This is a genomic window from Rhizobium sp. USDA 4016 (assembly GCF_056279705.1).
The window spans coordinates 45,187-64,904 of sequence record NZ_JBWCCY010000002.1 but is presented as its reverse complement, the minus strand read 5'-3'; the positions used below and the strand labels follow the sequence as shown (position 1 = coordinate 64,904).

Annotated in this window: 13 protein-coding genes and 6 pseudogenes; 14 read left to right on the top strand and 5 right to left on the bottom strand. The window is 58.5% G+C overall.

All coding sequences use genetic code 11. The features are described from left to right. Nucleotides 1-16: 16 nt before the first annotated feature. Nucleotides 17-1,595, bottom strand: a pseudogene (locus tag ACZ9DP_RS01155) (integrase catalytic domain-containing protein). Between the two features lie 127 nt (nucleotides 1,596-1,722). Between ACZ9DP_RS01155 and ACZ9DP_RS01150 the strand changes: the two are divergent. Further along, nucleotides 1,723-1,956: pseudogene (locus tag ACZ9DP_RS01150) on the top strand (radical SAM protein); the annotation flags it as partial. 1,037 nt (nucleotides 1,957-2,993) lie between these two features. Here ACZ9DP_RS01150 and ACZ9DP_RS01145 read toward each other — a convergent pair. After that, on the bottom strand, nucleotides 2,994-3,887 hold the full coding sequence (locus tag ACZ9DP_RS01145) for a LysR family transcriptional regulator (RefSeq protein ID WP_476199792.1): 894 nt from the start codon (nucleotides 3,885-3,887) through the stop codon (nucleotides 2,994-2,996). A 171-nt stretch (nucleotides 3,888-4,058) separates the two neighbouring features. On the opposite strand from ACZ9DP_RS01145, the pseudogene ACZ9DP_RS01140 reads away from it, so the two are divergent. The 7 genes and pseudogenes from ACZ9DP_RS01140 to ACZ9DP_RS01110 form a co-directional block, all read left to right on the top strand. Beyond that, a pseudogene (locus ACZ9DP_RS01140) lies at nucleotides 4,059-4,385 on the top strand ((R)-mandelonitrile lyase); the annotation flags it as partial. A gap of 222 nt (nucleotides 4,386-4,607) precedes the next feature. After that, nucleotides 4,608-5,003, top strand: coding sequence for a (R)-mandelonitrile lyase (locus ACZ9DP_RS01135; RefSeq protein WP_476202134.1), 396 nt, complete (start codon nucleotides 4,608-4,610; stop codon nucleotides 5,001-5,003). 27 nt (nucleotides 5,004-5,030) lie between these two features. After that, a complete protein-coding gene (locus ACZ9DP_RS01130) occupies nucleotides 5,031-6,104 on the top strand; it encodes a PQQ-dependent sugar dehydrogenase (RefSeq protein WP_476199791.1) in 1,074 nt (357 codons plus the stop codon). 85 nt (nucleotides 6,105-6,189) lie between these two features. Next, nucleotides 6,190-6,951 carry an SDR family oxidoreductase gene (locus tag ACZ9DP_RS01125; RefSeq protein ID WP_476199789.1) on the top strand — a complete coding sequence of 254 codons (762 nt, stop codon included), beginning with the start codon at nucleotides 6,190-6,192 and terminating at the stop codon, nucleotides 6,949-6,951. Nucleotides 6,952-7,015: 64 nt separating this feature from the next. After that, nucleotides 7,016-8,176, top strand: a complete 1,161-nt coding sequence (locus tag ACZ9DP_RS01120; protein ID WP_476199787.1) for a multidrug effflux MFS transporter — start codon at nucleotides 7,016-7,018, stop codon at nucleotides 8,174-8,176. Between the two features lie 741 nt (nucleotides 8,177-8,917). Further along, nucleotides 8,918-9,622, top strand: a complete 705-nt coding sequence (locus tag ACZ9DP_RS01115; protein WP_194731526.1) for a carbonic anhydrase — start codon at nucleotides 8,918-8,920, stop codon at nucleotides 9,620-9,622. A gap of 4 nt (nucleotides 9,623-9,626) precedes the next feature. Continuing rightward, entirely contained in the window at nucleotides 9,627-11,156 is a 1,530-nt protein-coding gene (locus ACZ9DP_RS01110) for a SulP family inorganic anion transporter (RefSeq protein WP_476199785.1), read from the top strand. A 60-nt stretch (nucleotides 11,157-11,216) separates the two neighbouring features. Here ACZ9DP_RS01110 and ACZ9DP_RS01105 read toward each other — a convergent pair whose 3' ends face one another. Then, nucleotides 11,217-11,357, bottom strand: a complete 141-nt coding sequence (locus ACZ9DP_RS01105; RefSeq protein WP_476199784.1) for a hypothetical protein — start codon at nucleotides 11,355-11,357, stop codon at nucleotides 11,217-11,219. Nucleotides 11,358-11,394: 37 nt separating this feature from the next. Between ACZ9DP_RS01105 and ACZ9DP_RS01100 the strand changes: the two are divergent. Further along, a pseudogene (locus ACZ9DP_RS01100) lies at nucleotides 11,395-11,866 on the top strand (helix-turn-helix transcriptional regulator); the annotation flags it as partial. Nucleotides 11,867-12,006: 140 nt separating this feature from the next. Here the strand turns inward: ACZ9DP_RS01100 and ACZ9DP_RS01095 are convergent. Next, on the bottom strand, nucleotides 12,007-12,948 hold the full coding sequence (locus tag ACZ9DP_RS01095; protein WP_476199783.1) for a LysR family transcriptional regulator: 942 nt from the start codon (nucleotides 12,946-12,948) through the stop codon (nucleotides 12,007-12,009). 213 nt (nucleotides 12,949-13,161) lie between these two features. Here ACZ9DP_RS01095 and ACZ9DP_RS01090 point away from each other — a divergent pair, with 213 nt between their 5' ends. From ACZ9DP_RS01090 to ACZ9DP_RS01075, 4 genes and pseudogenes are all read left to right on the top strand, one after another. Beyond that, a complete protein-coding gene (locus ACZ9DP_RS01090) occupies nucleotides 13,162-13,719 on the top strand; it encodes a flavodoxin family protein (protein WP_476199782.1) in 558 nt (185 codons plus the stop codon). A gap of 17 nt (nucleotides 13,720-13,736) precedes the next feature. Further along, nucleotides 13,737-14,803, top strand: a pseudogene (locus ACZ9DP_RS01085) (NAD(P)-dependent alcohol dehydrogenase). Further along, nucleotides 14,796-15,469: pseudogene (locus ACZ9DP_RS01080) on the top strand (type 1 glutamine amidotransferase domain-containing protein); the annotation flags it as partial. The pseudogenes ACZ9DP_RS01085 and ACZ9DP_RS01080, both read left to right, overlap by 8 nt. A 129-nt stretch (nucleotides 15,470-15,598) precedes the next feature. Further along, the gene (locus tag ACZ9DP_RS01075; RefSeq protein WP_476199780.1) at nucleotides 15,599-16,324 is read left to right on the top strand and encodes a carboxymuconolactone decarboxylase family protein; all 726 of its coding nucleotides are present in this window, start codon (nucleotides 15,599-15,601) and stop codon (nucleotides 16,322-16,324) included. A 141-nt stretch (nucleotides 16,325-16,465) separates the two neighbouring features. Here ACZ9DP_RS01075 and ACZ9DP_RS01070 read toward each other — a convergent pair whose 3' ends face one another. Beyond that, complete coding sequence (locus tag ACZ9DP_RS01070) at nucleotides 16,466-17,701, bottom strand: adenylate/guanylate cyclase domain-containing protein (protein WP_476199779.1); 1,236 nt, start codon at nucleotides 17,699-17,701, stop codon at nucleotides 16,466-16,468. An 861-nt stretch (nucleotides 17,702-18,562) separates the two neighbouring features. Between ACZ9DP_RS01070 and ACZ9DP_RS01065 the strand changes: the two genes are divergently transcribed. Continuing rightward, nucleotides 18,563-19,582, top strand: a complete 1,020-nt coding sequence (locus tag ACZ9DP_RS01065; protein ID WP_476199778.1) for a zinc-dependent alcohol dehydrogenase family protein — start codon at nucleotides 18,563-18,565, stop codon at nucleotides 19,580-19,582. Nucleotides 19,583-19,718 lie beyond the last annotated feature (136 nt).

Sequence of the window (19,718 nt, the reverse complement as noted above, 5' to 3'; positions counted from 1 at the left end):
GACCCCGCCTATTGCCTCACCGAAGAATGTTACCGAACGATTTGGCGGGTGGAAGAACCGGCGTCATCCAGTCGCCATTGAGGATCTCAAGGGCGGACTCCTGACGCCAGGCTTTCACCGCCATCTGCACCGTCCGCAGGCTTTTGTTCGTGAACCGTGTCTGATCGACGTTCATCAGCCGCTGCAGCACGACGGCTCCCGAGAGTGTCGGCTCAGCCTCCAGCCATGCCCGAATCTGAGCTTCATACGGCCCAAGCATGGTCGGCCTCTTCGGATAGGGTTTGGTCCGCCGATATGACCTTTTATGCGTAGGTCGCACCTCGCCAGCTTTCCAAGCCGTCTTCAGATTAGCGGTGAAGCGCTGCAGGTCGATGACGACAGGTTCCTCAGGCGTTACTTGCACTCCACGCCGATCGACGCGTCTTCCCAAATCCTCCTGCGCCGCACGGATGCCAGTGAAGAGCATTACCGGGTCCGCCGTTGCTAACATCGCGCGCAGCCGCTCCTTGTCGATCTCGGCCACCTCGAGATGGGCCAATACGCGTTCGACCGGCGGCACTGGCGGGTGATAGCGCTTGATCACACGGGCGCCGATGCGGGTCTTCTCTCGCAGCTTGAATGAAGGTTGGAAGAGATTGACGTGCAGCCGCACCGAGTCATAGAGGCGAACAAGTGCTGCCGTGGCTTCGGCACCCACGAACCTGCCATAGCCGACCAGCCGTCGAACGATGGCGCCGTTCTTCTGCTCGACCCATGCCTGATCATTCTTCCGATAGGCACGGGAACGGGTCACTTCCAACCCTTGACTTCGGCACCAAGAGACCACGAGTTCATTCATGAAGGCACTGTCATTGTCGAAGTCGACGCCCAGCAGCGGAAAGGGAAACAGCGACCTGGCACATTTAATGGCAGCGATCACGAGACCGCTTTCTCGCGTCCGCACCGGCACGCATTCGGTCCAACCCGTGGCGATATCAGTCAGCAACCATTGTCTGTACGAAGCTGCCGGATGAAGAGGTGCCGGAATGGGCCACGAAGTCGACCTCGACATAACCTGGCGGCGGATCGTTCCAGTCCCCGAACGTTCGCACAGGAACCGACCGCCGAACCGCAGAACTCATTCCGGCACGGCGGCGTTGTCCGCCCCGGGCCACAGCACGCACTTCCGACAGGAGGCGATCCATGGTCGCTGCGCTGATTGTCAGCAGCTTGTCGCGAAGCTCGATATCAAGATCCAGCCGGCCATGCCGCTCAAGAGCCGGCAGCAAGATGGGGATCAGCGGCTTGAGGCGTTTCGAGCAGAGGCGGTCGGATGCTTCCCACAATGCTACCAGTGCCTCCCGAACATCGGCGCCATAGCGCACGGGATATTGTCTAGTGGGTGGCGAACCCGTCGCTCGACGGCGGAGCACTCGGATCGCATGTTTGCGATGATAACCGGTAACTGCGACGAACTCGTCCAGAATCCGTTGCTTGTCGGCTCGGTAGCTCGATCGATATCGCTCGACAATCGCTTCGACCAATTCCGACCGTGTCGCCATGCTAACCCGCCTCGCCATCCATCCTCCGAACCAGGATGACAACAACGGCTTCATCCCCTCGGGACGGGGACCTTATCGGTAGCAATCAACGTGAGGCAATGCGGGGTCAGTTTCTCATTTCGCCCGACAACAAGCGATAGAGAAAAGAGGAACAGTGTCATGCCTGCCATTCTCACGGCCTAAGAACATCATGCATCTCGTCCGCCGGTTCGGCCAAAGGATCGGCTCCGGCCTCGACGAGCTGACGCTGACGACCAACGGCTCGCAGCTTTCCCGTCACGCCGAGGAGCTCCATGATTGCGGCGTGCGCCGCATCAACGTCTCGCTGGATTCGCTCGACCCCGACAAGTTCCGCAAGATCACCCGCTGGGGCGATTTCGCCAAGGTCATGGAAGGCATCGACGCCGCGCAGAAAGGGGTCGGGACAAGAGCAGTTCAAAATCCTGCGCTAACTGCCTCCATAGCCATGCGAGAGAACGACCAGTGGGCGAGCGCCGGGTCCCGGAACCGCATCTCTTACGGCATTAACAGTGCGCCGTGAAGGGCGGGAGGTTATCATGCAATAAAGATAGCCTTCTAAACTGGCTGGTTCTTGACCGGTGACTGTAATGTCACCCCTCTACAGAGAGTAGTAGACGGAAGGGGATCGAAAAGCTCGGCCGAGCGTCGTCGGTTGGGTGTCATCAGCAGATCGATCTTAAATGAAACGGATACGGCCCATCAGCCGTAGGCCGGGCTACCACAGTGTCTATGGTGAGGCAACGAAGTGAGTGCTGGAAGCCTCCGTATTTACCGAATAACGCCCTTAAATCGTGATGGCGAGAGGGCCAAGCAATCTGAAGCGGCGGGGCTTGTAGTTCTCCGCTGCTGGGTGCGGTCACCGCATCCGAGGAAGGGGCACTCTCGATAGCCTTTCCTCCCGAATTGTCAGGGGTAGAGCTCACCACCTAACGGCACAAAGGTCGGGAATCGGAACACGGGAACTCGGATCGCCCGCCTAGCAGGAACTGGGCTAGCCGCGACGGCCGGAGAAGGACGAACCCGAGGGCGGAGCTTCCGTAGTAGTCGGAGTGCGGGAAAGCCGCATACATGGCGAAGGGAAGCAGGAAGACGATAGACTTGTATGACGGAGGAATGATCTGTGGACATGGATCGCCGGGCGGATCTCGCCTGGATACTCGGCGTTCAGCGTAAACTCTATCAGTGGAGTAAGGCACATCCCGACGAAAGATGGCGCGACATGTGGGGTTGGCTAACGGACTGACGAAGGAGCAGGCATCGGAGATGCTGACGCAACTGACGTTCTATGCCGGTTGACCGAACGTCTTCTCCCCCGTTCCTGTTGCCAAGGACGTTTTCGAAAAGCGACCAGGTTGACAGTCCGACCGCCTCGATCGCGCCGGTTTCCGCTTGGAGCTTGGACTGGCGCAGCCGGGTTTGGATCGTCACCCGCTATCCCCGGTCACGCAGCGCTTCCAGTATGACGGTGAATGCCGCGGAAGCCTGTCGGCGGCTTGGATAAACCAGATGATATCCCGGATAGTAAGGGCACCAGTCCCCCAGCACCTCGACCACACGTCCGGCATCGACCTCTGGTATTGCTAGACCTTCGGGGACAAAACCAAGCCCATAGCCGTCAATGGCCATGTTGAGGATCTGGGTAATGCCGTTGCAGGTCATCTGGCCGTCGACACGCACACGCAGTTCCTGGCCATCCTTCTCGAACTCCCAGACATAGACGCCACCGCGCGTCGGAAGTCGCAGATTGATGCAGTTATGATTCGTCAGGTCCCGGGGAACGATAGGTGCCGGGCATCGCTTGAGGTAATCGGGCGAGCCGACAACGATCATCCGCTGCTCGGGGCTTATTCGCACCGCGATCATTCCCTGCGACACGATCTCGCCCAGACGCACGCCTGCGTCGAACCGCTCGGCAACGATGTCCGTCAGTCCGTAGTCGATAATGAATTCTACCTTGATATCGGGATATTCGTGCAGAACCTTTCGGAGCTTTGGCCACAGGATATGGTCGATGGCGAAGTCTTCCGCGGTGATACGAATGGTCCCGGCGGGTTTTTCCCTCAGATCCGTCAACGCGATCAGTTCGCCTTCGATTTCCTCGAACCGTGGGCCGATCGTCGTCAACAGCCGTTCTCCTTCCGGTGTCGGCGCGACGCTTCGTGTCGTGCGCGTCAGTAGTCGAAGTCCAAGGCGCTCCTCGAGGCCACGGACCGTGTGGCTCAAGCCCGACTGTGACATCCCGAGCTTGGCGGCCGCCTTGGTGAAGCTCCGCTCACGCGCAACCACCAAGAAAGCAAGCAGATCATTGACGTTCTCACGCAGCATTCATGAACTCCCTGCATAAGTGATATACGTTATTGTACCACGGAAAAACGGCACGACAGCCCTCAATTCATGCGTGGAGCCCATATGTCCTTGCAGGATTTGCCCTCTAATCCTTCTCAATAAGGGACGCTATCTTCCTTCACATCGACGTTTGTGAACAGGAATGAGCGCATGGCGATCACCCGAAACGGCTCCATCCCCTCGGGCAAGGGGCCGGCGGACTGGTTTACCGGAACGGTTCGCATCGACCCGTTGTTTGCGGCCAACGACGCACGGCGTGGCATGGCAGGGGCCGTTACCTTCGAGCCCGGCGCGCGAACCGCATGGCACACGCATCCGCTTGGCCAGACTTTGATCGTGACGGCAGGCTTCGGTCGCGTGCAAGGCGAAGGCGGTCCGATCGAGGAAATCCACCCCGGTGATGTGGTCTGGTGCGCACCGGGCGAAAAGCTTTGGCACGGCGCATCGCCAACCACCGTGATGACGCATATCGCCATCGACCGGGCCTACGAATGCGTCGTGGCACAGGACGCCGCTATCGCTTTGTCATCGACATGGCGGCCGGCCGCAAACCTGATCTCGAACGCAAGTCCGCCTTGGAGCTTCTTCCATGGCGGCATCATTCATCGAATTGGAAAGAAAGGACGGAATATGAAACAGCTCACGCTCAACGCCATTGCTCTCGCCCTCGTCGCATCGACGTCAGCCCATGCTGAGTCCATGCAATTCATGCCTGGTGGCTCGCGGCCTTCGATGAAGGGTCCGGAGGCGAACTTTACGGGCTCGGTTACGGTAGATCCGCTCTATTCCAACAACGAACATACGAGCAATACCGGTGGCCACGTCACATTCGAGCCGGGTGCACGCTCGGCATGGCACACGCATCCGGCTGGGCAGGTTCTGATCGTCACGACAGGGACTGGCTGGGTGCAGGAAGAAGGCGGCGAAAAGCGCGTCATGCGACCGGGCGACGTTATCTGGACGCCTCCTGGCGTCAAGCATTGGCACGGTGCCACCGACACCAACGGCGTCGGACACATCGCCATCACCAACATGAAGGATGGCAAAAACGTCGATTGGATGGAGAAGGTCTCGGACGAGCAATATCTCGACTGACGCAGCAACTTCCAAGGGGATATTCCGATGAGATACCTGAAAGCAGCAGGCAAGGTGATTGCCTTGGCCACCTTCCTGTCATCGTCAGTGGCATGGGGACAGGATACCGACGTCGCGTCGCCAATCTCCGGAACGACGAGTTCGGACTGGACGGTCGACGTGATCGTCGAGGGCCTCGACTATCCCTGGGACATCGAACAGGCGGGCGATCGAATCCTTCTGACGGAGGCGGCCGGCGACGTCGTCATCATTGAAAATGGGCGTCTGACGCGCCATCCGGTGAAGACCTCCGACCCCATCGCCCGAGAGGGTGGTGGGGGCCTGCTCGGAATGGCGCTGTCGAAAGACTTCCGGAGCAATGGTACGGCCTATTTCTATCACACCTACAACTCCGACGCCGGGTTGACCAATAAGGTCATAGAGGCGCGCTTCGATGGAAGCACTTGGCAGGAGACACATGTCCTCGTCGATGGAATTCCGGGTCATCGGCTTTACAACGGCGGACGCATCGCCATCGGCCCCGACGACAACCTGTATGTCACGACCGGATGGACGGAGAACCGGCAACGGCCACAGGATCTGAATAGCCTTGCCGGCAAGGTTCTGCGGATGACGCTGGACGGCAAGGTTCCGGACGACAATCCGTTCCCCGGCTCCTACGTCTATTCCTACGGCCATCGCAATCCGCAAGGACTTGCCTGGGACGACGGAGGTCGGCTCCTCGTTGCCGAACACGGACAATCGGCCCACGACGAAATCAACCTTGTGACCCCTGGAACCAACTACGGCTGGCCACTCATTTCCGGAGATGACCAACGGCAGGGTATGGCAAAACCAATGCTTCATTCTGGCAACGAGACCTGGGCTCCGTCCGGTATCGCCTTTGCGGGCAAGGAACTGCTTGTCACGGCACTCGCGTCAAAAGCGCTCTACGCCTTCGATGAGAGAGGGGGCAGGTTAAGGCCGATCTTCAGCTCAGGCGACCGGCTGAGAGACGTGCTGCCCGTCGGCGAGGACATTTACGTCATCACGACCAATAGGTCGCCGCGCGCTGAAGGGCCGTCGCAAGACCGCCTGCTGAAATTGTCACGCGCGAAATAACCAATGTCTGCTCGGCCCGTGCCGTCCAATCCTTGCAATGCCTGGGCGCTGTGTCCGTTCATTCACGAAACAGAGAGGAAATATCATGACCTTCTCATTCGAAAATCAGGTGGCACTCGTCACGGGCGCTGCATCCGGAATGGGGCTTGCCACCGCCAAGGCGTTCGCGGCGGCTGGCGCGGCGGTAACGCTGGCGGATGTCAATGAAGATGCCGTTCGCACTGCCGCCGAAGAACTCGCTGCCGCTGGCCACAAGGTGATCGGCATACGATGCGACGTCGCCAAGATGGCAGATGTTGAGGCAATGGTGGACGAGACGGTGGCGACGTTCGGCCGCCTCGACGCCGCGTTCAACAATGCCGGTGTTCAGAGCCCGGTTGCCGAAACAGCGGACGCCAATCCGGAAGACTACGACTTCGTGATGGGCGTGAACCTTCGCGGCATTTGGAACTGCATGAAGTACGAATTGATCCAGATGCGCGAGCAAGGAAATGGAACCATTGTCAACAACTCGTCGCTCGGCGGTCTGGTCGGCATCGCCGAGCGTGGCATCTACCATGCGTCCAAGCACGGCGTCGTCGGACTGACCAGAAGCGCTGGGTTGGAATACGCTTCGAAGGGAATCCGGATCAATGCCGTATGCCCTGGCATCATTGCGACCCCGATGGTTACTGGCATGCTGGAAACGCAGCCCGAGGCCATGGACGTCATGATGAAGGACGTTCCGATCGGCCGTCTCGGCCGTGCAGAAGAGATCGCCGATGCGGTCCTGTGGCTGTCCAGTCCCGCTTCAACCTTTGTCATCGGACACGCGCTGCCGGTCGATGGCGGCTATACCGTACGCTGACGCCTTGCCGATGCCGCGCGATAGCGCCTGTGATTGCCTGGAAACAGCGCATGAAGGTCGTTTTATGAAATATAGTGTTGATGCTGTGGCCGTGGAATCGGAAGGTGCTTCGGAGCGGTCGGGGCTTTGGCTCATGATTGTTCTCGGCACGCTGCTGGCGTTCGCGTCGCTCTCGACCGACCTTTATCTGCCCGCCATGCCAGCCATGAGTGTGGCGTTGGCAGCAACCCAGGGGACATTGCAATACACCGTCTCGGGCTATCTGATCGGCTTCAGTGTCGGACAGTTGTTCTGGGGACCGATTGCCGACAGGTGCGGGCGGCGCATTCCTATCGCGATAGGTCTGGTCCTCTTCATGGCTGGCTCCGCCGGTTGCGCCCTATCGACCGACGTCGTTCAACTGATCTCCTGCCGGGTCCTTCAAGCTGTTGGAGCTTGTGCCAGCGTCGTGCTCGCCCGCGCCATGGTTCGCGACCTCTACGGCCGTGACCGCGCGGCCGGGGTTCTATCGACCCTGATGACCGTCATGGCCGTCGCGCCGCTTCTTGGTCCGAGCGTCGGCGGACTGATTCTTAAAGTGGCACCATGGCAGGCTATCTTCTGGACACTCGTCCTCATCGGCCTTCTTACGCTTGCGGCCCTCTTTACACTCCCGGAAACCCTGCCGCCGGAACGGCGGAACGCCGAGCCGCTGTCAACCGCTTTCGCCGCCTACGGAAGCCTCGTTGGTGATGTCAGGCTACTGGGCTATGCCGGGGCACTCGGGTTCTTCTATGCCGGCGTCTTTGCCGGCATCTCGAGCTCGTCTTTTGCTTATATCAATTATCATCACCTGTCTCCGCAGCTCTACGGGCTGGTCTTTGCCGTCGGAACAATCGGGCTGATGGCCACAAATTTTGCAAATTCGCGCTTGGTCACGCGGTTTGGCGGTGATCGCATGCTGAAAGTGGGGACAATAGGGGCGGCGGTGACGGGAGCGATCCTGGCATTTGTCACGGCGACCGATTTCGGCGGTCTGTTCGGAGTGGCCGCGAGCCTGTGGTTGTTTACGGCAATGAACGGCTTCGTTACCGCCAATGCGATTTCAGGGGCGCTGGCTGATTTTCCAATGCGTGCTGGTGCCGTATCTGCACTGATGGGCGCAATCCAATATGGAAGCGGCGTCATCGGCTCAGCGGTCGCCGGAACGTTTGCCGACGGGAAACCTTGCCGATGGGATGGGTAATCGCGATTGGCGGCGTCGGAAGTCTCGCGTTTGGCCTGCTCGTTCATAGGCGCGTGTAGTTGGCCTAAGCGGAGTTGTTAGTTGGGCGGCTCTCTTCTCAAAATGTTTCGGAAGAAAGAATGCCGTTCAATATTGATCAGGCGTTACAAGGTCCTGCGCACCTTGCCCCTGAAATTCGGGCAAGATGCCGCAGATTCCCCATCGTCGCCGACAACGCACAGTCCGCCATATCCGCGGTCTCGCTCAACGGCTTTTCAAGCGCTATGGCGCGTACCGAGCGATCATCAGATAATTGACTTATCATCCGGATGGCTGCGGTGTTCCAGTCAATTGACCTTGGAGCAGTCGCTATCGTGACGACGCGTTCGCTTTAAGGCGAGCAATGGCGGGTTCCGGACGGCAGAACGATGAACTGCTAAGCGACAGCCCCGGTCGCTATACGCACGTTCGGGTCACTTGCGAGAGTGTCCTCAGTGAGACCCAGACGAGTTTGGCGTCGGACCCTGAAATCCAGCGTCATCTAGGATCGCAGAGATTCAAAACGCGGGAATTCGCGACGTGAGCGGCAATCAGCCAGATCACGTCTTGTTCAAAAAATGTTGCGACGCAATATGCTGCGAGACTCTTTTTTTGCTCGCGTTCTGCCCTCTATTGTGCACCTGCGAACAGATCGCTTCTGCAACCCGCCGGATGAGAGACATCCTCCCAGTCCGACGTCCGGCCAGAAAGAGGATCCGATATATGGGTGACTTCCTGAAAGGTATCTCCAGTTTTCGTGGCGCCGTGTTTCCGAATCATTCGGCGCTTTACCGCAAGCTGGCGCGCGAAGGCCAGCAGCCACATGCCCTGATGATATCTTGTGCCGACAGCCGAGTGATGCCGGAAACGATAACACAGTCCGGTCCCGGCGATCTCTTCGTCTGCCGCAATGCCGGCAATATCGTTCCCCCCTTCTCGACCCTCAATGGTGGGGTCTCTTCCGCAATCGAATATGCCATCCTGGCGCTCGGCGTCAGCGACATTGTCGTTTGCGGTCACTCCGATTGCGGGGCGATGAAAGGGCTGTGCCACCCGCAAATGCTGGAACCAATGCCGAATGTCGCAGCCTGGCTGCGGCACAGCCACGCCGCCTATTCGATTGTTTGCCAAGCCTATCCCGACGATCTCTCCGAAACTGACCGCGTGCGTGCGGTAGCAATGGAAAACGTCGTCGTGCAGCTCGACCATTTAAAGACCCATCCGTCGGTGGCTGCGAAGCTTGCGACCAACGAGATCACGCTGCACGGCTGGTTCTTCGACATCGGGACGGGCGAGGTCCAAGTCTATGACGGGGTTTTGGCGACGTTTACCGAGGTGCAGGAGGGCGAGCCGCTGCCGGTCGCCATCACAGGACGAGACCACCCGCATGTCATGCCGCGGGTTGCCGCAACGCTTGGCGGGGAGTAGTGCCATGATAAACAACGGCTCTGCATTCTCGCGCGACCTCGCTTCGTCTCTGGTGGTTTTTCTTGTCGCCATTCCGCTCTGCCTGGGAATTGCGATCGCCTCCGGGGTACCAGCGGCCATGGGGCTTATCTCCGGTATCATAGGAGGCCTCGTTGTCGGCCTGCTGGCAGGCTCGCCTCTTCAGGTCTCCGGGCCTGCCGCCGGTCTTGCCGTCATCGTCTTCGGCTTCGTCGAACAGTACGGCGTTGCCATGCTCGGTCCCGTGCTGCTCATCGTCGGCCTCCTGCAGATCTTGGCGGGTTTCCTCAGGATCGGCTCCTGGTTCAGAGCAATTTCGCCGGCCGTCGTTCATGGCATGCTGGCCGGCATCGGCATTTTGATCATCCTCGGACAGGTCCATGTGCTCATGGATGCCAAACCTGCCGCCGGCGGCATCGAGAATGTCACCGCGATAAACGAGAGTGTCGGTAGATTGTGGGCCGCCAGCGTGACCAACGAGGCCGTCGCGCTACTGGTCGGTCTAATCGCCCTCCTCGCCATGGTCTGCTGGGAACAATTCCGGCCCAAATGGCTGGCGCTGGTTCCGGGGGCGCTTGTCGGGGTTGCTGCCGCGACGGTCCTGACGACCACTCTTGAACTCCCGATTGCCCGTGTGGAAGTGCCTGCCTCACTGGCAGAGAGCATATCGATACCGACGGCCGAGAATTTTGGCCAGCTAGCGCAGCCCGGCATTATCTTGACGATCCTGATGATTGCCGTCATTGCGAGCGCCGAAACGCTTCTTTCGGCGGCCGCTGTCGACCGCATGCATGACGGGGGACGCACGCGCTTCAACAGGGAGCTTTTCGCCCAAGGCGTCGGTAACGGGCTTTGCGGATTGCTCGGGGCATTGCCTATCACCGGTGTCATCGTCCGTTCATCGGCCAACGTCCAGGCTGGGGCTCGCACGCGGGCCTCGGCAGTATTGCATGGCGTGTGGATCCTCGGCCTTGTTGCGCTTTTGCCGGGATTGCTGGAAATGGTACCCTTGACGGCGCTCGCCGCCGTGCTGCTCGTCACCGGCTGGCGGCTGATCAGCCTGCACCATGTGCGCCACCTGTTCGAACACCATGGTCTCATGCCGGTTGGAATCTGGGCCGTCACGGTGGCCATGGTCGTCCTGCAGGACCTGCTGGTCGGGGTGGCGCTCGGCCTTGCGCTGTCGATCCTCGAAATTCTTCCTTATCTGCGCCGAAAGCTCGCAATCAGGCATTCCGAGGTCGACGATGAAATTCATGTCCGACTGGGCGGAGCGGTCACCTGCAAGGACGTGCCGGTGTTGCTTAGCACGCTCGAAGGGCTGCCCGAAGGCCGTAAAGTCAGTATTATCGGCAAACACCTGCTCTACATGGATCACACCAGTGCAGAGACCATCAGCGAATGGCTCAGGCGCGAGACGAAATCCGGCCGAACAGTAGAGATTCATCCGCCTCAGGCGGCGCGTCATCCTCGCCTTAAGCCGCTATTTGCACGTTTCTCTGCAGAAGTCGCCTGATTGTTCGCGGGAGGGCAATTCTTCCGTTGCCCTCCCGTCTTACATCGCCCAACGGCAAAGTCAATTCGGTCGGGCGAGCTCCTCGACATGGACGATGTCTATGAACGCGTCGCGGTTATTGCCACGCGGCCCGGCGACGTTGTTGGTCATTCCGTTTGCGCGTGGAAGGTTCGACAGGACCGGGTGTGTTTCTGCGCGCAAGTCACAAGCTCGTCGAGGGATTGATCCGGATCATTGTTTGGGCATGCGCAACAACGACCCGCTGCTCCACTCCCCGATTGCAATGGCGGCTATGACTCAAGCGCGCTTGCAGATATGGTGGTGCGGTTGATCCCTCATGGTTTTTCGAAGCTTTTGGATCATAGGGCGTTTGTCGTCGCACCCAAACACGTTCGTCTCGTGATTGAGTACAGGCAGGCAAACATAGACCAACCCATTACATTGCCGATGGTCGCTGAGGCCGTCGGAACGTCTGTGAGGGCGTTGGAGACGGGCTTTCGCGCTTTCAAGGAAAAACCGCCCGGGCCCTACTTGCGAACCATGCGTTTGCAAGCGGCCCGGCGCGACCTCATGGATCCCACAAACCAACAGACGGTGGCTCAATCCCATTGCGATGGGGCTTTGTTCATCCCGGACGCTTTTCAGGGACCTACAAGGCCAGCTACGGTGGAAACCCGTCGGAGACCAAACGAATGTCGGCAATGGCGTGACCGCCGCCACCGGTTATTGCGCCCGCCACGCGGCATCCTCTTCACCGCACGCTCATACCTTGTCGGAACGAGCGCTCGGTCGCAGATAACGCGGATTTGGCACAGGCCTCGCAATCTGAGACGGCGAGGACCAGTCCGTTTCAATAGAGATCCATTTGATCCCAAGAGAAAGTCTGCTCGCTATTCGCGACAGCATCAAGCCTTTGGGCAAGCACATCGATTGCTACGCGCATTCTCATCGGCAGATACTGGGTGGCGGGCCAAACTGCATATGTTTCCAGAGGCGGCGAGGCACAGTCCTGAAGCAGGACAACAAGGCGCCCTGTGCGAATGTGGCAGGAAACAAGCCATTTGGGTAGCCACGCGATCCCCATTCCTTGAACCGCCGCGTCGGTGATTGCTTCTTGGCTGTCAAATTGCAGCCGCCATTTCAACTGTGCATCTTGTAGCTGGCCGTCGCCATTCCGCAGCGTCCAAGGATAAGGCTGGTCGTTGCGCCAATAAACCAGAGCATCGTGCTGAAGAAGCTCAGCAATTTCGACAGGCGTGCCGTGTTCTGCGAGATAGGCCGGCGCCGCACAGACGACCTTATTCTGAAGGGCAATCCTTCTCGTGACCAACCCGCTAGCGACACCGGGGGCCTTGTTGCGAATTGCGAGATCATATCCTTCGGCAATTATGTCGACGACCTGGTCGCTGAACCGCAGATCCAGTTCCAGCTTCGGATGGTCCCGAGCCAGTTCCAGCAGGATCGGTTCGACGCAGTAGCGGCCGAACAGGACGGGCATTGATACCTTCAGTCGGCCGGCCACTTCGTGTCTGCCTGATTCCAGCAACGCCTCGCCAGCACGGAGTTCCTCAAGGGCTCGCAGGCAGCGTTCATAGTAAATCGCGCCATATTCCGTAAGAGACTGGCTGCGGGTCGACCGGTTGAAGAGACGAACACGGAGGCGTGTTTCCAAACGTGCAATCGTCTTGCCGACGGCCGAACGCGTCAAAGCAAGCCTATCGGCTGCCCTAGCAAAGCTTCCCGCCTCCACCGCTTCAACGAAGACAGCCACACCATCCAGACTTTCTCTCATTTTATCCGCTTCGCATTGTAGCGTCACATTCTACATGAATGGGAACAAACATCGCCACCGTAGTATAAGATTCTACAGTATCACATAAGAGTTTTCTAGCCGAGAAATCGCCTCTCTAAATCCTGCCGGGCAGGGAAGGGAACGAATTCTTTCGCATTCAATCAGCCGCCGGTCCATGGCGATCAAGTTTTACGGGTCCAAAGGAAGTATCAAATGCAGATTGCAATCGTCTATGACAGCGGCTTCGGCCATACCGCAAAGCAGGCGCAGGCCATTGCGGAGGGCGTCGGCCGAGTATCGGGAGTCGAGGCCAGGCTCATCGCGGTCACCGATGGTGACGTTTCCTGGGAAGTCCTGGAAGCAAGCGATGCCATCATCTTCGGCTCCCCGACCTACAACGGCATGGTCAGCGCTCGCCTGAAGAAATTCATGGAGGATTCGACCCGTCAGGCCTGGATACCACAGTCGTGGCGCAACAAGATTGCCGCAGGCTTCACGAATTCGGGGGCCATGCATGGCGACAAGCTCAACTCCTTGATTTCCATGGCACTGTTTGCGGCTCAGCACGGCATGATCTGGGTTGGTCTCGACCTATTTCCGGGTCGATCCAATGACGAACCAAACCGTGTGGGTGGCTGGCTCGGTGCCATGGCCCAGTCAAATGATGAATCACCGGAATTGTCCCCCATCGAAAGTGACTTGAAGACAGCCGCGCATCTTGGCCAGCGCGTCGCTGAAATCACCTACCAATTCAGTCAGGGTCAGGTCTAACGTCAGGAACGTCTGTCATGGAAGTCCTTGGCTATTCAGCCGCATCACCAACGGATACGCTCTCGCCTCACCGATTTTCCAGGAGAGAGCCGCGCTCGGATGACGTTGTTATCGATGTGCTCTATTGCGGGGTCTGTCACACCGACCTGCACATCGCCCGCAATCACGGCGGCTTCACGAACTATCCCGTCGTCCCCGGCCATGAAGTCGTCGGGCGTGTAACAGCGGTTGGTCGAGATGTCAGCCGCTTCAAGCCTGGAGATCATGTCGGCATCGGCTGCATGGTCGACTCGTGCAGGCATTGCAAGCCGCGCCTCAGAGGGCTTGAGCAATTCTGCGAAGAAGTTCCGACCTCCACCTACAACGGTGTCGATCGACATGATCGTCTGACGACATTCGGTGGCTACTCCGACAGGATGGTCGTTTCGGAAGACTTCGTCTTAAGCATACCGGATGGAATCGACCTGGCGGGCACGGCCCCACTTCTGTGCGCAGGCATCACCACCTGGTCGCCGTTGCACTACTGGCACATCGGTGAGGAAAGCCGCGTGGCCGTCGTCGGCCTGGGCGGCCTAGGTTCCATGGCGATCACGCTTGCGAAGGCGCTGGGCGCCGAGTGACGTTTTCACCCGCTCCGCAGGGAAGGAAGGTGATGCACGCGATCTCGGAGCGGATCACGTTGTCCTGTCGAGCGACCCGCAACAGATGGCGGCTGTTGCAGGCAGATTCGATCTCATTGTCGACACGGTGCCCTATAGGCATGACATCAACCCGTATCTCTCCACGTTGTCCCTGGAGGGAGCGTTGGTGCTCTTGGGGTACATGGGGCCTGCTTGATCCGCCTGCGAACGCTGGCGGGCTGGTCCGGGGCCGCAAGATCGTCATGGGTTCTTTCATCGGCGGAATCGCCGAGACGCAGGAGATGCTCGACTTCTGCGGCGCGCACGGGATCACCTCCCAGATCGAAGTGATCCGCATGCAAGAAGTCAATGATGCCTACGCACGCATGCTGAGAGGCGACGTCAAGTATCGGTTCGTGATCGATATGGCATCCTTACACTCCGAAGGAGGAGCAAATGCCTGACCAAATCAAACCTGTTCTTTGTGTGGTAACCAGCCATCCGATTAAGGGTGATAGCGGCCAACCGACGGGTTTCTGGCTAAGTGAGCTCACCCATCCGCTGGCGGTATTGCAGGATTTCGGCATAAACACGGAACTGGCGTCGGTTCGAGGCGGACAGCCTCCCATCGATGGCTTCGACCTATCCGATGCAGTGAATGCGCGCTTCTGGAAAGATCCCGTCTTTCGCAGCGCGCTCGCCAATTCCCCGAACCTGGCAGAGCTCGACCCCTCCGCTATTCCGCGATCTTCTTTGCCGGCGGTCACGGGACAATGTGGGACTACGCCGACAACATGGCTGTGCAACGGGTCATTCCCGCAATCTACGAAGCTGGCGGCATCGTGGCCGCGGTGTGCCATGGCCCGGCTGCGCTCGTGAACGCTAGACTGGGTGACGGCTCTTATCTGGTTGCCGGCAAGCGCTTGGCATCATTCACCGACGAGGAGGAGGAGGAAGTGCAGGCAACGAAGATCGTGCCGTTCCTGCTGGCCCCGACGTTGAAAGCTCGTGGCGCGCTGCACCAACCGGCGCCGAACTGGTCGGCCAATGTCGTCGTCGACGGGCGGCTGGTGATCGGCCAGAACCCCGCATCGGCACACGGCGTTGGTGAAGCTATTCGCAGCGTGATCGGCCAAGTCGGCGATTGGAAGGCTGGTTCGTCACCATCTCAAGCGCGACACAATTATCCGCGGCGCAACAAGAAACCCTCGTCGTCTCGCTGACCGATAAAGTGTTGCATTCATAAAAGGAAAACGGAAATGTCCAACGCCAACCATACCGACACCGCCCCGCTGTTTCAAGCGGTTGGCTCCGTCGCCCCGGTTTTGGTCAAGTACACCCAGGAAGCGATCATCGAGGAACTTTGGAGTCGTCCTGGCCTTTCGCCGCGCGACCGCAGCATTGTAACGCTTTCGGCACTGATTTCACGCAATGCCACTATCGCGTTGCCGCACTACTTCAATAAGGCGCTCGACAGCGGATTGAAGCCAAGCGAGCTTTCCGAACTCATCACTCATCTCGCTTTTTACGCGAGCTGGCCCTATGCTTTTGCGTCGGTCATGGTGTTGAAGGAAATCTTTGCCCAGCGCGGGATCGGCATCGACCAGCTTCCGGACGTATCGCCCAGCCTACTTTCGATCGAGGAAGCATTGCCCGACGAAAGCACCCGCGTTGCATTCATCGCCGAAAGCGTGGCACCCGGTTCGCAGGCTGTTCAGCACTTTACCGACGATCTTCTTTATCATCAGGTTTGGTTGCGTCCTGGCCTTGCGCCGCGTGATCGCGGGCTGGCGACCGTTGCGACGCTTGCGGCTCTCGGGCAGACGGCGTTCCTGTCTTTCTATATGAATCGCGCGGTAATCAAAGGTGTCACCAAAGAGGAGATCGGCGAGGCGCTCGCCCACATCGCATTTTATGCCGGCTGGGGCAACGCGATCCAGGCAGCTGGCGTCGTGAAGTCCATCTTTGAGAATTCGCCGAACTGATTTCGCTTGACGCTGCCACCGCAGGCCCATGACTTCCAAGCGTTTCATGGGCCAGTGCCAAATACCTCACGTTCACGAGCCTACACGTCTGATCAGGAAACCACGCCAAGCTGTGCGTTTAAAGAGGCCAGATGATGAAGATTATCGCAAAGAACTTCTTCGCGTCGTGCTGTCTACAAACGCGAATACTTCGATAGGCTCTCCAAGGCCCTTTAACGGGAAAAAACCGAGATTCTCTACCACGGCTTCGCAGCCCGCCATATCAACGAAGGCTTTGGACATCAGCACGGGACGTTTTGTTTCTTTCGTCAAGCTCTCCAGACGAGACGCTGCATTGACGGCTGGGCCGATCACCGTGAAGTCGAGACGCCTGCGCGAGCCGATATTTCCATACATGACGTCGCCGACATGGACGCCGATCCCGTAGTTGAGAACGTTGCGTCCTTCGGAAAGGTGATTCTCGTTTAGCCGGTCCACGGCGGCGTTCGCCTCGCTGATTGCCAGGAGCAGATCGTCGCAGGCCGTTGGATTGGTGAGTGGGAAAACGGCGAGAAGGCCATCTCCCATGAATTTCAGAATTTCGCCGCCGCGCCTCTCAATCGGCTCTGACATAGCGTCAAAGTAGTCGTTGAGCAGTTCGATGACGTTATCGCGTGGCCAAAGGTCCGATATTTTCGTGAAATCGCGAAGATCACAGACCAGGATCGCTGCCTCGACCGTTACGCCGCTGCTACGAGTGATCGCGCCGGCCAGGATCTGCTCGCTTGCGTGCGGCCCCACATAGGTTTCCAAAAGTGTTCGGGCAAGGCGGTTCTTCAGCCTGATTTCACTGACGAGCGCCAGTGCCGCGAGAAGGTCTTTGAGGCAGACAATGTCATCGGGCGTGAACCCCCCGGGTCTTTCGCTGGCGAAGGTGACGGCATGCCGTTTGTCCAGCGTGTGCTCGAGGGGCCAAACAATATAGTCGGTAAGACCATCGGCGCGCAGTTCACGGTAGAGCGGGCAATGAACAACCCCCTCCGGCGTTCCCTCGAGACGCCACCGCACCTCACTTGCTCCACTATGGATCTCGTTAATAGGGCTGTTGAGATACTGTGAGGTCTCCAAAAGACCGTGGTCGAAAGTTCGTATCTCTGCCTCGCGCATGCCCTTTCGCCACAAAATGCGAGAACCAAGCCATTGCGGATGATGTATTCTGAAGTGAAGCGTCCCCCGCGCCACAGGTATACCGGCATCGATGAGCCTCTCGCACATCTCCGCAAAAATCTTGTCGATGAAGCGTTCGCTCCGCGCCTCGATAACGAGCCAGTCAAGAATCCTGGTGCGTCGAATTGGCCAACTGCCGTCATTCGAGCCCAGGTTTGAAGAAGATTGCATTGTAACTCCGGGGCATCTGCGTGCCGATCAAGCACTTAATGGCTGGCCTCAGCGGCGCTGATCACTCGATCCGCCGACAAAGTGGATTGCCGCGAATGTCACTGTGGTGGCCCCTCGATGATATAGCGTGCGGTCTGCCAGCCCGCTGACGCAACGGCCTCAAAGCAGAATAGGCTGGAGAATTGGACCGCGCCTGCGCCTTTGCCATGCTGTCAAACGCAAGTCGTCCCATGGGGTGGCTCCTTCAAGCTTGGAAATGTCAAATAAAACCTGCCAGGCGGGTGGCTTTCATGCAAAATCCTCCTCAATACTGATTTCTGAACAACCATTGGTCGATGCAAGCTCTTCCGATCGGGCCTACCGAGTTGCAAACTCCAGCGAAACAGGCGAGTTGAGTTAACCCATCACGTACCACCATTGCTGGAACCCTCTGAGATCGCGCGCCACTACCTTAAAGCCACTGCTCGCTCGGCGTTGCATCACGATTCGCTCAATTCCGGGTTCCTCGACTAGACGCCCTGATCGAAGTTGCATGACAAGTAGTGAGTGTTACCGCAGAATGAAGGCCATTGATGGCGACATTATTTCCCGTTTTTGTAGCCTTTGACGCTACAAAGAGACGAGCGCCGGTCCGCGGAGCCAAGAAAGTGCGCATCTCCTCCACCGACCAAACAAGACCTCAATCATCCGGCATCGCAAAATGACAGGGTTGTCTCCAGCGAGCGACAATCCGGCGACACTGTCTCACTCCAGATTTATGAATCCGACTCATAAGACCATCCACAAATGCACGGCTAATGTACAGTCGAGGAATCTGCTATCGTCGCGCACCAAACGGGCAATCGATAGGGAGAACATCAAATGCTGGGAACAATGCTCTATGCGCCGGGCGACGTGCGCTGTGAAGAGGTTGCCGAACCGCAGATTATTCACCCCACCGACGCCATCATTCGGCTTTCCGCCAGTTGCATATGCGGTTCCGACCTTTGGCCTTTCCGTGGCCTGAACGACATCAAGGCACCCATGGCGATGGGTCACGAATATTGCGGCATCGTCGAAGAAGTTGGCTCCGCGGTCACGACCGTCCGGCCTGGCCAATTTGTGGTTGGTTCGTTCTGCATATCTGACAACACCTGCCCTCATTGCCGCTTCGGCTTCCAATCGTCGTGCGAGCAGCGCGAATTCATGAGCGGCGCACAGGCACCTCTCGCACGTGTCCCGCTTGCAGACGGCACTCTGGTTGCGACAGCGACACTGCCCTCGGACGACCTGATTGCAAGCCTTCTGGCAACCTCAGACGTGCTCGGCACCGGCTGGTACGCCGCCGATGCAGCCCGAGTCCAGCCTGGCTCAACTGTCGTGGTCGTGGGTGACGGCGCAGTCGGCCTGATGGGCGTGCTGTCGGCCAAGCAGATGGGTGCAGAACGGATCATTGCCATGAGCCGCCACAAGACCCGGCAGGATCTCGCCCTTGAATTCGGCGCCACCGACATCATCGCCGAGCGCGGCGATTCCGGTGTTGCCCGGATCAAAGAACTCACCAAAGGCGTGGGAGCGGATTCGGTTCTGGAATGCGTTGGTACTCAGGAATCGATGATGCAGGCTATGAATTGCGCGCGTCCCGGCGGTTCCATTGGCTTTGTTGGCGTGCCGCATGGCGTGCAGCTCGATGGTGAAGGGCTCTTCTTCGGACAGAAGAGCCTGCTTGGCGGACCCGCACCCGTGCGCCGTTTCCTTCCCTATCTAATGGACATTGTGCTTGAGCGCCAGATAGAGCCTGGCAAGGTATTCGATTTGACGCTTCCGCTCACGGATGTCGCGGAAGGCTACCGTGCAATGGACGAGCGTAGGGCGATCAAAACGATGTTGCGCTTCAACTGAACACAAATCGGGGACACGTAGAACTGCGTATCCGTCCGGTAAGAACAACCGGCCGGATACGCAAATTACGCTTAAGAGCCGAGCCAATCTTACCGCGTCTGCGTTCAAGATACTTAATTGACGCTGCCGATGTCGG

What these genes read in the sequence shown, in the direction of transcription:
- ACZ9DP_RS01090 (WP_476199782.1), top strand. Translation starts at nt 13,162, where the DNA reads ATGCAGATTGCAATCGTCTATGACAGCGGCTTCGGCCATACCGCAAAG.
- ACZ9DP_RS01095 (WP_476199783.1), bottom strand. Translation starts at nt 12,948, where the DNA reads ATGAGAGAAAGTCTGGATGGTGTGGCTGTCTTCGTTGAAGCGGTGGAG.
- ACZ9DP_RS01065 (WP_476199778.1), top strand. Translation starts at nt 18,563, where the DNA reads ATGCTGGGAACAATGCTCTATGCGCCGGGCGACGTGCGCTGTGAAGAG.
- ACZ9DP_RS01135 (WP_476202134.1), top strand. Translation starts at nt 4,608, where the DNA reads ATGCAATTCATGCCTGGTGGCTCGCGGCCTTCGATGAAGGGTCCGGAG.
- ACZ9DP_RS01115 (WP_194731526.1), top strand. Translation starts at nt 8,918, where the DNA reads ATGGGTGACTTCCTGAAAGGTATCTCCAGTTTTCGTGGCGCCGTGTTT.
- ACZ9DP_RS01130 (WP_476199791.1), top strand. Translation starts at nt 5,031, where the DNA reads ATGAGATACCTGAAAGCAGCAGGCAAGGTGATTGCCTTGGCCACCTTC.
- ACZ9DP_RS01125 (WP_476199789.1), top strand. Translation starts at nt 6,190, where the DNA reads ATGACCTTCTCATTCGAAAATCAGGTGGCACTCGTCACGGGCGCTGCA.
- ACZ9DP_RS01110 (WP_476199785.1), top strand. Translation starts at nt 9,627, where the DNA reads ATGATAAACAACGGCTCTGCATTCTCGCGCGACCTCGCTTCGTCTCTG.
- ACZ9DP_RS01120 (WP_476199787.1), top strand. Translation starts at nt 7,016, where the DNA reads ATGAAATATAGTGTTGATGCTGTGGCCGTGGAATCGGAAGGTGCTTCG.
- ACZ9DP_RS01145 (WP_476199792.1), bottom strand. Translation starts at nt 3,887, where the DNA reads ATGCTGCGTGAGAACGTCAATGATCTGCTTGCTTTCTTGGTGGTTGCG.
- ACZ9DP_RS01075 (WP_476199780.1), top strand. Translation starts at nt 15,599, where the DNA reads ATGTCCAACGCCAACCATACCGACACCGCCCCGCTGTTTCAAGCGGTT.
- ACZ9DP_RS01070 (WP_476199779.1), bottom strand. Translation starts at nt 17,701, where the DNA reads ATGCAATCTTCTTCAAACCTGGGCTCGAATGACGGCAGTTGGCCAATT.